The organism is Marinospirillum minutulum DSM 6287 (genome assembly GCF_000422325.1).
GTDB classification, from domain to species: Bacteria; Pseudomonadota; Gammaproteobacteria; order Pseudomonadales; family Halomonadaceae; genus Marinospirillum; species Marinospirillum minutulum.
The window spans coordinates 312032-324345 of sequence record NZ_AULO01000008.1 but is presented as its reverse complement, the minus strand read 5'-3'; the positions used below and the strand labels follow the sequence as shown (position 1 = coordinate 324345).

10 protein-coding genes and 1 riboswitch are annotated in these 12314 nt (G+C 44.0%); of the genes, 4 read left to right on the top strand and 6 right to left on the bottom strand.

From position 1 onward, the window contains the following. Positions 1-205: 205 nt before the first annotated feature. Positions 206-2161: a methyl-accepting chemotaxis protein gene (locus tag H571_RS0101545; protein WP_027847762.1), complete on the top strand. Its 1956-nt coding sequence runs from the start codon at positions 206-208 to the stop codon at positions 2159-2161. A gap of 64 nt (positions 2162-2225) precedes the next feature. Here H571_RS0101545 and gloA read toward each other — a convergent pair whose 3' ends face one another. The 5 genes from gloA to rmf form a co-directional block, all read right to left on the bottom strand. After that, positions 2226-2633 carry a lactoylglutathione lyase gene (gloA, locus tag H571_RS0101540; protein ID WP_027847761.1) on the bottom strand — a complete coding sequence of 136 codons (408 nt, stop codon included), beginning with the start codon at positions 2631-2633 and terminating at the stop codon, positions 2226-2228. A 3-nt stretch (positions 2634-2636) separates the two neighbouring features. After that, entirely contained in the window at positions 2637-3848 is a 1212-nt protein-coding gene (locus H571_RS13835; RefSeq protein WP_084482586.1) for a cation diffusion facilitator family transporter, read from the bottom strand. A 12-nt stretch (positions 3849-3860) separates the two neighbouring features. Then, the gene (locus H571_RS0101530) at positions 3861-5018 is read right to left on the bottom strand and encodes a 1-acyl-sn-glycerol-3-phosphate acyltransferase (protein WP_027847760.1); all 1158 of its coding nucleotides are present in this window, start codon (positions 5016-5018) and stop codon (positions 3861-3863) included. A 22-nt stretch (positions 5019-5040) separates the two neighbouring features. Beyond that, positions 5041-5958, bottom strand: coding sequence for a recombination-associated protein RdgC (locus H571_RS13830; protein WP_051168059.1), 918 nt, complete (start codon positions 5956-5958; stop codon positions 5041-5043). A 167-nt stretch (positions 5959-6125) separates the two neighbouring features. After that, positions 6126-6344, bottom strand: coding sequence for a ribosome modulation factor (gene rmf / locus H571_RS0101520; protein ID WP_027847759.1), 219 nt, complete (start codon positions 6342-6344; stop codon positions 6126-6128). Between the two features lie 172 nt (positions 6345-6516). Between rmf and rlmKL the strand changes: the two genes are divergently transcribed. Then, positions 6517-8751 (top strand): bifunctional 23S rRNA (guanine(2069)-N(7))-methyltransferase RlmK/23S rRNA (guanine(2445)-N(2))-methyltransferase RlmL, encoded by a 2235-nt coding sequence (rlmKL, locus tag H571_RS0101515; protein ID WP_027847758.1) that lies wholly within the window; start codon positions 6517-6519, stop codon positions 8749-8751. Here rlmKL and H571_RS0101510 read toward each other — a convergent pair. Continuing rightward, positions 8738-9502, bottom strand: a complete 765-nt coding sequence (locus H571_RS0101510; RefSeq protein WP_027847757.1) for a phosphotransferase — start codon at positions 9500-9502, stop codon at positions 8738-8740. The genes rlmKL and H571_RS0101510 overlap by 14 nt on opposite strands. Next, positions 9493-9598: riboswitch (TPP riboswitch) on the top strand. It overlaps the preceding gene by 10 nt. Between H571_RS0101510 and thiB the strand changes: the two genes are divergently transcribed. Then, on the top strand, positions 9587-10609 hold the full coding sequence (gene thiB / locus H571_RS0101505) for a thiamine ABC transporter substrate binding subunit (protein ID WP_245562303.1): 1023 nt from the start codon (positions 9587-9589) through the stop codon (positions 10607-10609). (Overlaps the previous riboswitch by 12 nt.) Positions 10610-10626: 17 nt before the next feature. Continuing rightward, entirely contained in the window at positions 10627-12234 is a 1608-nt protein-coding gene (locus tag H571_RS0101500; protein WP_169445754.1) for an ABC transporter permease family protein, read from the top strand. Positions 12235-12314 lie beyond the last annotated feature (80 nt).

Below are 12314 nucleotides of genomic sequence, written 5' to 3'. Positions count from 1 at the left end.
AGGTCAGGCTTAGACAAAAGTCTGACCTTTTTTTGTTTTAATTAACCTTTTTTTAGCTGAATTCAAGTCGACTTGTGTAAGGTTTTTCCATAAGATGTAACAATTAGTTATCTAAACGATTTCAAACATTAACTAATGGGTTTTAAATAGCTAAGCAGAAGAAAAAAACAACAATTTGAAGCTGTAAACATGGAGATAGTTTGATATGCCCACCAAAAGCACTGCTGTAACGTCTACGTCTGGTACACCGCTTTTAACCCAAATGCTTTTGACAGTTATGCTGCCCATTATTGTTTTGATGAGTGCGCTAACCTTCTGGATTTATAACGAAATTAAATCTGAAACCTCAGATATTATGCTGAACTCAGGTGAGCAGGTCGTTCAAGGGCATGCTGCTGAAGTTGCTGCTATCCTGTCTGGTTTGCAAGAAGAAGTCGCTGTTTTAGCTACAGCTCAACTGCTAGCTTCAGAAAATAGAGATGCAGAATTACCCGCTTGGTTTAGAGGTAACATTGCTGAATTGAAGTTGGCAGAAATGCTGTTCTTTGTTGATACCAACTATGATGCCACTTTTGTAACAAGAGACGGCAAAATGGGGCAGGCAAATCTGAGTAAACGCCAGTATGTTAAAGACCTGCTTAGTGGGCGCCTAACTGAAGTTTTAACCAATCCCGTTATATCTACCGCCACCAAGCAGCCTATTTCTGTTATTGCAAAAGTGGTAAAAGATGAACAAGGTAACATTGTGGGTGCTTTGGCTATAACAGTCACTTTAGAAATGCTAAGTGAAATTACAGACAAAATTAAATTAACAGACCGTAGTTATGCTTGGATAGTTGATGGTACAGGCTTATTGGTAGCCCACCCTTCAGAAAAAGCACGTATGACTATTAATGTAACCGATGCAGATAAAAGTGGTTTTACAGGCTTAGATTTTCATGGCAAGCGTATGATTGCAGGTGAAAGTGGTACGGGCGATATACTTAATATTCAAGGTGAATCGGTCACTATGATCTTTTCACAAATTGCCAATACACCCGGTTGGACTTTTGGTATTTCTGTTCCTACCGCTGAACTTTATGCCAGTGCTACCCGACTTTCAGGTACTTTGGTTATTATTATGCTGTTTGGTTTAGGGCTTATTATTGTTTTGGTTGTTTTATCAAGTCTGTCTCAGGCCAAGCCTATTGCTAAGTTGGCTGAGGCAATGCAAAACCTAGCCAGTAATGATAATGGCATTAATGCTCGTCTTGCTGCTTCAGGTCCAAGAGAAATTCGTGCAGTGACTACTCACTTCAATTTCTTTATGGAGAAGTTAGGGCAATCAGTGAATAGTATTATTCAGGTGGCAGAGGGTTTAACTCAGGCTTCAAAAACCTTAGAAAGTACCGGTACAACCCTTAGTCAGCAGGTTAGCAAGCAATCGCAAGAGATGGATCAAGTTGCTTCTGCTGCAAGCGAGTTGACCCACACCTTTGAAGAAGTGGCTCAACATGCAAAATTAGCTTCTGATGAGAGCATTCGTGTGAAAGAACAGGCCAATAGAGGCCACGAAGCCTTGGTTCATAATCAGAAGCAAATTAGCGCTTTGTCAGATCGCATAAGTGATGCGGCTAAAGAGTTGCAAGAGCTACACCATTCAAGTGAGCAGATAGGTGAAGTCCTTGATAGCATTACAAACATTGCAGAACAAACCAATTTACTCGCACTTAACGCAGCCATAGAAGCGGCTCGTGCAGGTGAGCATGGGCGAGGTTTTGCTGTAGTAGCCGATGAAGTGCGTACCTTAGCAGAGCAAACTAGAGAATCGACAGAACGTACCCAAGATGTTATTCAAAATCTACGGGGCTTAATTGTGCAAGCCATCAGTACTATGGATGCTGGTGCTAAACAAGCAACTGAAACCGTTGAGTATTCTCAAGAAGCAGAGCAAGCCCTTACGGATATTCAGCAGGCTGTTAGTCAGTTAGAGCAGATGAACTTGCAGATAGCTAGCACTACGGTTCAGCAGCAGGCTACTATGGAAGAAGTGAACAGTAACATTAGGCACCTAGCTGAAGCTGTGGCCATCTTGCAAAACGAAACCTCTGAAATTACCCAGCAAAGTGCTTCAGTAGCAGAAGCTGGACAGCAAATGGAAAAGGTTGCCCGTTCTATCTAAGAAATAACACTTATTCATGCTGAATTAACTACCCCCTAAAAGCTAGCTTTTGGGGGGTAGTTGTTTAGCCTTCTAAACCTTTGCCTGCACCTTTCTTAGCTATCAATTCTATTTTGTAGCCGTCTGGGTCTTCAACAAAAGCTATTTCTGTCGTGCCACCTAGTACTGGACCAGGTTCTCGGGTAATTTTTGCGCCAGCAGCACGCAGCTTGTCGCAGCTGGTATAAACATCCTCGACTTCAATAGCTATATGACCGTAGCCAGTACCTAGGTCGTAGTTATCGGTATCCCAGTTGTAGGTAAGTTCTAGCACTGTAGTGTTGGCTTCATCGCCGTAACCTACAAAGGCTAGGGTGTAGCGGTATTCTTCATTTTTACTGGTGCGTAATAGTTTCATGCCCATCACTTCAGTATAAAAATGTAGCGATTTATCTAAATCGCCCACGCGAAGCATGGTGTGGAGTAATCTCATGGTTTATTCCTTAATTTCTTTAACACAGTAAATTTGCTGGCCTTTAGCTGAATTGCGGGTTGTTAACTCGCCAACCCAAACCTTAACTTCTCTTAACCAAGGAAGGTGTGCTGCTTTAGCTTTAAGGCGTTCTTCTAAATCTCTTATTTGGGTTGTATCTATTTGATCTAAAGAAAAGAAAAGGTCGACATCTATGCTTAAATCTAAGTAATGCAAGGTAGTATTGTGTGGTAGGTCGTAGTCTTCATCACCTTCCCAACACGCTTTTAGCTTGGCAAGTATTGTAGGGCGTAGTGGAAGCATGTTGGCTGGGTCTGGTGTATCAGTTTCTTCATCATCTTCAGGGTCTATATGAAAGGTGACATCAGAAATATGCTCGAACTCATCACGCAATTTTTTTGCTACCCAAACACCAATTTCGTGACCTTCAGAAACACTAAGGTAGGGTGCAACCTGTAGGTGAATATCAAGCAAAGTACGGCTACCCATAGTACGTGTGCGTAGGTGGTGAACATCACGCACACCCGCTATGCTTTTAGCGGCAGCATAAATTTGTTCTGTTTCTTCAGGCGGTAAGGCGGTATCAACCAGTTCTTTTAAGCTTTCCCAAATAAGCTCTGAACCCATTTTAGCAACCATCACCCCAACTATTACTGCAGCTAGTTGGTCTAACCAGGTTAAGCCAAATAAGCTACCTAGAATGGCTATAAACACCACTATGGATGAGAGTGCATCGGTACGGTGGTGCCAAGCGTTGGCTTCTAATAGCTTGGAATTGATTTTTTTGGCTATTTTTAAGGTGTAGCGATAAATCCATTCTTTACTTAATACCGATGCTGCTGCAATAAGTAAGGCTAAGGCGCTGGGAATAATTAGCTCGCCAGGTTTGAGTAGGCGGCCAATACTATCCCAAACCAAGGCACCAGCAACGGCAATTAAAATAGTCCCTAGGAGTAGGGTTGCTAGGGTTTCGTAACGGTCATGACCGTAAGGGTGATCTTCGTCAGGCTTGCGTCGCCCAAAATGAGTCGCTGCTAAAACGAGCAGGTCACTAAGTAAATCAGATAAAGAGTGGATGGCATCGGCTATTAAAGCACTGGAGTTAGCCCAAAAACCAACCAGCAATTTTGCTAGGGCATTAAGGGCATTAACTAACATGCCTATTAAAGTAACTTTGTGGGCAGCGCGTGTTTCTGCTGCTCGATTGTTAGGCATTTTTATTACCTGTTAGAGTCGGCCTAGGTGGTTTTTTACCGGATTAGCGTAAAGTCTTAGCCACTGTTCTTTATAAGCTTCAGGGCAGGTAGCTAGGCGTTGAGTAAATTCAGCTTTAGTGCGTGCATCAAAAGTAGGAATAGTAAAATCTTCCGCTTCATTTAATGCTTCTAAGGCTAGGTAGTTACTAGGGTAAAGCTTGTAAAGCTGGCGAATTTGTTTGTCGACTTCTGCTGCTACGGCATCAGCATCGGCATAATCACTGCTAAGAGGCTCACCAAAAGCTACTTGCACCTTGCCTTTAAACCCAGCAATACCCTGGGCAATGCTGGTTATGTCTTCAAACTCACCCTTAGCGTAGTGGCCTTCTTGTTCTTTTTGTACCATTTCGCGTGATTTTTCTATATCAAGCGGGTCGTATTCATAGCTAAGTGCAACGGGTACAATTTTTAAGCTGGCGATTGTCTCACCAAAAGGCTTGCCTGATTTTTTTTCTGCCATACAAAACATTTTAATAATGGCTGGATCGGTTTTGTCGATACCATCTTTGGCACGACCTTCTTTTTGTGCTATCCAAATGGACTGATTTTCTTCTTTAATGCTGTGGTGAATGTAACGAGATAGTAGATTAAAGGCAGCCATCATTTGCCTAACGCCCTTGGCTGAACGCTGCACTATAAAGCTTTTATTTAGGCGCATTAAATCATTAACGTAATTCTTTTTTAGCAGGTTATCGCCTATGGCAATGCGTACAGTATTTCTACCATTAACGTGCAAGGCATAGTTTACAAAAGCAGGGTCCATGGCAATGTCACGGTGGTTGCTAATAAATAAATAGCTTTCATCTGCTTTGAGTTTATCTAAGCCTTCTACGGTAAAGCCTTGGGTGGTATTGGCTATCATTTGTGCCATATAGCTTTCAACATAGACTTGCAGATCGTGAATGGAGTTAATTTTTGCCAAGCGTTTTTTTAGTTCACGACCCACTAGCCAACCAAGTGGCAAAGCTAAAAGGGAATTTGCTAGTTTTGGAAATTTAAAACGTAAAATAATATTTTTAAATTCAGTATCTTTAACAAGACGATCAACAACTTCACGAACTTCTTCATCGCGGTAGGGGCGTATTTCATCAAAAGCCTCAGGTGAGGCATTCATTAAGCTGGTTTCCATCGTTAGAACAAACCTCAGGTTTTTATTCGTCTGACTGTAGATTATCGCTTAGACCCTGGTGGTAACTTACCAGTTGGTCAATTAGCGTGACTAGTGTATTGCTCATTAAGATAAATTCAGCATCAAGTGCAACTAAAGGGTCTTGATCTGGGTTAACGTCAGCCGCTTCTTCTAAAAGTTGCTCAGCAAAGTTTAAGCTTTTTAACATTAATGTATCGGTTAGTGTAAAGCTGAGTTGTTCTTGCCAGTTTAAACCTAGCTGGGTTACGCGTTTATCTGCTGCTAGGAGTTGCTGAATTTCATCGCTGGCTAAATCTTGCCCACGGCAACGCATAATGGATTTATCGTCTTCGGCATCGCGTAGCTCACAAGTATCAAGTAGTTCTATACCCTTAGGTGGCTGTTTGGCAACCCATTCAGTCATTACTTGTACGGGTGCTAACTGGGTATTTAAAGGAATCACTGGCAAGCTACCTAAGCCTTCACGTAACAAGTTTAAAGCTAGGTCTGCCTGCTTGTCTGTGGTGGTATCTAGCATAACGCGATTGTTTTGCCCATCGAGCCAAACCCATACATAACGTGAACGAGTAAAGGCTTTAGGTAAAAGGCTTAAACGCACTTCGTCTGTTAGGTCTTTACGTTCTTTTCGACCTATACGACGGTTTTCAGCGGCTTCTAAAGCTTCAACTTCTTCTATTAACTGTTCACGAACAACGCTGGCAGGAAGAATTTTTTCTTCTATTTTGAGCTTAAGTAACCAATGGTCACCTTGGCTATGCACTAGCATGGAGCTATTCGATGGCGAAACCCAGCCAGCAGTACTTTCTTCAGTGCTAGTGCAAGCACGAAAGGGTTTAGTTGCTAGGGCTGTTTCTAAGGAGTCGCTGCTCCAAGGCTGCTTGCTACGCGCCTGATATATACGTAAGGCTTTAAACCACATTCAAGAAATCCTTCATTCGATTAGTGCGGTATTATCCATGATCCTGAAGGATGAAGCTACACTGTTGCTAGCAATGCAAAAGACCCACGCTTTAGCATGGGCCCTTAGTTAGGTTGTTCGATACAGTGTGATCGAATCTGATAGGAGTAAACCTAAAGAGGAGGGTCTCAGGAGCTGCCGATGGTAACGGCTGGGTTTTTATGAATAGCAGATACACCACTCATTCCTGCCCATCTATCTTCTCTACCTTCACGCCAGCCATTCATCCAGCTAGTGCGTAGGTCTTCTTGCTGACTAGGGCACTTTTCTCTTGATTGCCCTGCTAGTCCAACTTTATAACCACGAGTATAAACGCTATGGGTACGATCACGTTTTTGACGCTTCATAGAGTACAGCCTCTTGTTTATTGTTAAGATAGTGCTTTCTTCTACGGCAGGTCACTTGAATGCCTCACCCCTATTGATAGGCTAGATGCGTTAAGATTGATAGCTTTATTTATTTATCGTTATTGCACTTCTAATTGTTCAATATAATTGCTCCACCTTAAAAGGCGTTACCATGACATCTTTAAATGCTACTTACACCGTCCATGTTACCTGCTCTCGTGGCCTTGAACAGCTACTGGCTGAAGAGTTAGAAACACTGGGCTTTATAGACCCTCGTGCAAGGGTAGGGCGGGTAACGGGTGAAGCAACGATAGAAAGTGCTTACCGTGCTATCTTGTGGTCACGCCTTGCTAATCGGGTTTTATTACAACTAGATGAAGCCTTTGTTGAAACGGCAGAAGAGCTAAGCAACTGGTTAGCTTTGGTTGATTGGAGCGAGCACCTACTAGGTGATGGCACTTTATTTGTTGAAGTTTCTGGTACAACGCCCCACTTACGCAACAGCCACGACACTGCCTTGCGAGTAAAAGATGCTGTTGTTGATTACTTCAAGCAGCAGCAAGATCGCCGCCCTTCGGTGGATAAAGTGCGCCCTGATGTGCGTTTTCACTTGCGTTTTGATAAAGGCCAAAAAGCCGTTTTAAGCCTAGATTTAAGCGGCGTTAGCCTGCACCAGCGGGGATATCGCTTACAGGCAGGTTTAGCCCCTTTAAAAGAAAACCTAGCTGCTGCTTTATTGCTGCGTGCCGGTTGGCCTGCTATGGCGGCGGAAGCAGAAACAGCGGTATTGCTCGATCCTTTCTGTGGTTCGGGTACTTTGTTAGCCGAAGCCGCTTTTATTGCTTTAGACGTTGCACCGGGTTTATTGCGCCCTTGGCACGGTTTAGAAACTTGGTTAGGCCACCATCCTAGCGTGTGGCAAGCGTTGGTGGATGAAGCAGAAGCAAGGCGCACTGCTGGTGCAGGTAAAGTATTGAATTTTGAAGGCAGCGACCAAGATGCCCGAGTGATTCAAATGGCCAAAGACAACTTAGAACGTGCTGGCTTGTTAGACAGAGTGCGTTTATTGGTACGGCCTTTAAATGAATTACCGCCTGCATTTGCGCTCCGTGGCTTAGTTATTACCAATCCGCCTTACGGTGAGCGTTTAGATAACTTACCCCAGCTAGCAAAGCTGTATGCCGAACTAGGTCAGCAGGTTTGCCAAGATTATGCCCAGTGGAAATTTGCGCTTTATACCAATAACCAAGAATTGGCCTACCGCATTCCTTTGCGCCCTTATAAAAGCTACCCAATTAACAATGCCACCTTAGATTGCCGCTTGTACTTGTTTGAAGTGCCTGAAGCCAAGGGTGGTGCAATTAATTCATCAGCTTCTAATGCAAGTGAAGAAACCAGTGTTGATCAGGCAACAGCTGAGCCAGTTGTCAAGGTCGCCCCTGTTGTAAATGTAGCCCCGAGGGCTTTAAGCGAAGGTGCACAAATGTTTGCCAACCGCTTGGCTAAAAACTTGAAAAAGTTTTCTCGTTGGGTGAAGCGTGAAAACATTGATTGCTACCGTGTTTATGATGCTGATATGCCCGAATACGCTTTGGCAGTGGATGTGTATGGCGACCAAGTGCATGTTCAAGAATATGCACCACCTGCCAGCATAGATGAAAGCAAGGCACAAAGGCGTTTAATGGAGGCGCTGCAAGCCATTCCTAGTGTGTTGCATGTGGCTGCTGACAAAATCCATTTAAAAACCCGCCGTAAACAAACCGGTAAAAGGCAGTATGAAAAATTTGCTGGTCAAGGGGTGTTTTTTCCAGTGCGTGAAGGGCAGGTAGAGTTGTTAGTTAACCTAACGGACTACCTAGATACCGGCGTGTTTTTAGATCACCGCCCCATACGTTTACGTCTTGCTAAAGAAGCCCAAGGTACGCGCTTTTTAAACCTGTTTTGTTATACCGGCGCGGCGACGATTCATGCGGCAGTGGGCGGCGCGATTCATACCACCAGTGTGGATTTATCTAAAACCTATTTGGATTGGTTAGAAAGAAACTTGCGTTTAAACCGTATGGATTTAAAACGCCACACTCGTGTGCAAGCCGATTGCCGTGAATGGTTGAAGCAAGAAGGCAATGCTTACGACCTTATCTTTATGGATCCACCCACTTTTTCTAACTCTAAGCGAATGCAGGGTACTTTAGATATTCAGCGTGACCAAGATGAATTGGTTGATTTAGCCATGGCACGTTTAAGCACCGACGGTTTATTGATTTTTTCTAACAACCTGCGTGGCTTTAAAATTAGTCCAGAAATTTTAGAAAAATATGAAGTGGTGGATATTACCCGTAAAACGCTCGATCCTGACTTTGAGCGCAACAGCAAAATTCACCAATGTTTTGAAATTAGGCATCTATAGCACTTTTCCATAGCAAATCTAGGTCTGTTAACCAGCGGCCTAGACTTCGCCAAGGATTAGTGTAAACAGCTAGGGGTGGCAAGGCTGCCTCTAGCTGCGCTTTTTCATCAGCAGTTAAGTTCATAAATCTGTCTAAAGAAACTGCATCTAGCCAAGGGTTCCCTAGGGCTGCATACTCCCAATCGAGCAGTATCCACCTTTCGTTATTCAACAAAAGGTTGCCAGCGTGTAAGTCATGGTGGGTTAAGCGATAACAACTGGTAGGCCAGCGTAAGCTTTCATAAACCAGCTGCTCTAACAGAGGTCGGTTGGCTGTTTTGCTACCAGCTAGTTGCCAATAACTATTCAGCAGTTGTGGGTAATTTTGTGGCGCAATAGGACAAGGGTTTTGCCAAAGTTCAATGGTTAGGTTAATCAGCCTTTGCCTTGCAGTACTACTTAATTGAGTGGTTTTAGGATGCTCACCTTCAGCTAAACGCATTAACACACCTAGATCACCCGCAACCAGTAATAAACGTGGCACCCAAGCTTTGTTTTGCAAACAGGTTAATAGTTTTGTTTCTCGCTGATGGTCTACGCCTGGCGCTTGCCCAAATTGCCGCCACACCAACTTACCCACAGGGCTAGTAATCAGCCAATGGCTATTGCCTGTTCCTTCTGCAAAAAACTCAGGTTCTTTTAAAGGACGATAATCAGCGGGCAAGTCGGGCAGCTGTAATACTATTTTTGAGTTAGAATGGGTCTGTCTCATCGGGGTGCCCACGGTTTGTACTTGTGTGGCTGAGAAAATCTACCCGCTGAACCTGATCCGGCTAATACCGGCGTAGGGAGTGGGATGGACAAGGTAATTCTAATCATGAAGCAACACTTCTCTTATTTTTTATGGCGTAGCTTTTTGCTATTGCCCTTCTTCTTTGTGGGTAGTTTATCGGCTGCCACCTTAAATGTTTATACCTATTCTTCTTTTACCAGCGATTGGGGGCCAGGACCTAAGTTAAAAAAGGCCTTTGAAGAAGAATGTGCTTGTGAACTCAAGTATATCAGCAGTGATGATGGGGTTAGCCTGCTTAATCGTTTACGTTTGGAAGGCAAAAATACCCAAGCAGATGTGGTGGTTGGCCTAGACGATGCACTGATGACCGAAACACGCAGCCTAGGTTTAGTGCAGCCGCATGGTTTGGATTTAGCCGATTTAAAACTAAAACCAGAACTCAACTGGCAAGCCGCAGATTTTGTACCCTTCGATTTAGGCTATTTTGCCTTTGTTTATGATGCTGAAAAAACGCAGCCAGTTAGCTCTATGGCAGAACTATTAACGAGTGATGCACGAATTATTTACCAAGACCCACGCACCAGCACACCGGGGCAGGGTTTATTAATTTGGATGCAGGCGATTTATGGCGAACAAGCCGACCAAGCTTGGCAAAAAATGCGCCAACGCACTGTTACAGTTACCAAGGGTTGGTCAGAAGCCTATAACCTTTTTTTGCAGGGTGAAGCCGACTACGTGCTTAGCTATTCCAGCTCACCGGCTTACCATTTAATTGCAGAGCAATCGGACCGTTATGCTGCAGCTTTATTTAGTGAAGGCCATGCCAGACAAGTGGAAGTGGCGGCTTTGGTACAGTCTTCTAAACAGCTTGAACTGGGCCAAAAGTTTTTAACCTTTTTACTAAGCGAAAAAGCACAGCAAATTATTGCGGTGAATAATTGGATGCTGCCCGCTCGTGAAGGCGTGGAATTACCCGAAGCTTTTTCACAGCTCATACAGCCTGAAGCCATAGGTTTTACTCCCGAAGCAATCCACCAGCAAAGACAGGCTTGGATTAGAGCTTGGCGCACTGCTGTTAGTCGTTAATGCCTACTAGAGTTTCTTTGAAAACTGTATTTTTAAAACCTGCGGCTTTAAGTCGTCAAAGTTTAAGCTATTTAGCTTTAGGGCTGCTGCTGGCACTTTTATTAGGCAGTAGTGGTTTGGCTTTGCTGGCGCTAACGGGCTGGCAAACTGCGCCTGAAGTTCAGCTATGGCAAGACCCTTGGTTTTGGCAGGTTTTAAAATTCACCCTTTGGCAAGCCGTATTAAGCAGCTTGCTTTCGGTGGTCTTAGCTTTGCCTTTAGCTAGGGCTTTGGTGATGGATGCACAGCTACCAGCCAAAGCCGCTTTTTTACGCTGGTGTTTGTTGTGCTTTGTGATGCCTAGCCTCATTTTAATTACTGGCTTGGTAGTCATGTTTGGTTTTACTGGCTGGCTAACCCCTTTTTTGAATCGGGTGTTTGGTGAGAGCTGGTCGCTGTATGGTTTAACCGGTATTTTGCTGGCGCACGTATTTTTAAACCTGCCCTTGGCGATTCGCGTGTTAACGTCTCAGTGGGGCAGCATTCCTTCTAGTGTTTGGAAAATGGCCGCCCAGTTACATCTAACAGGCTGGCAGCGATTTTTATTAGTGGAATGGCCAGCCCTGCGTAGTGTGTTACCTGCCTTATTAGGTTTTATTTTTTTATTATGTTTTAACAGCTTTGCGGTAGTTTTAGCTTTAGGTGGTGGCCCTGCGGCAACTACTTTGGAAGTGGCTATTTTTCAGGCCTTAAAATATAACTTTAATCCCTCCGAAGCGCTTTTTTTAGCCGTCACTCAGCTCTTAGTGGCGGGTAGTTGCTTTTGGCTGTTTAGCCGTTGGGGAAAGTTAGAATGGTTAGCACCGGCAACGGCTGGTCAAACTTGGCGACCTGAGTTAAGCACAACAAGTTGTTGGTTGGGTCGAATCAGTTATTTATTGATAGCACTTTATTTAACCCTGCCAGTATTAGGTTTATTACCGACGGCAATTAGTCAGGGCTTAGCTGGTTTGCCTTGGTTAAAGCTATTTAAAGCCAGTGGTTGGTCGTTGGTTTTTGCTTTAACTGCCAGCCTGTTAGCGGTGCTTATGTCGTTGCAGTTAACTTGGGTGGCTAGCAATCAGCAGCAAGTAGGAACACAACAAAAAATAAGCGGGTTAACTCGCCTAGTGCCTGTAGCAGCACTGCACCATTTAATTATCCCCGGCATGGTATTAAGTGTGGGTTTGTATATTTTCTTTATGCCGCTAATTAACTGGATGGACTGGGGTTGGCTAGCGATTATTTGGCTGAATGCTTTAATAGCTTTGCCCTTTGCATTTTCGCAACTTAAACCTGCGGTGTTTACCTACCAAGCCAGTTACCAGCGATTAGCCGCCAGCTTAGCCTTGCCCTTAGGTGTTTATTGGTGGCGCGTTGTCTTGCCTTACTTAAAACCCGCCTTGCAAAGAGTCGCAGCCATTGCTTTGGTATTAACCCTAGGCGACTTTGCTATTTTTGGGATTTTTGGACAGCCAGACTACACCACCCTGCCTTGGTTAATTTACGAGCTAGCTGGCAGTTATCAACTAGCCGCAGCGGCTTTGGCTTCTTTATGGTTATTAGGATTGGCTTTTATAGGTTTAATGCTGCTGGAAAGGAAGTGAGGTGGAGCAAGATTTTTGTTAAGCAGCTCAAAAAACTTTTATTCACTACTAGGGTTTTCTAGTAGCTTGCTTTCATTAAG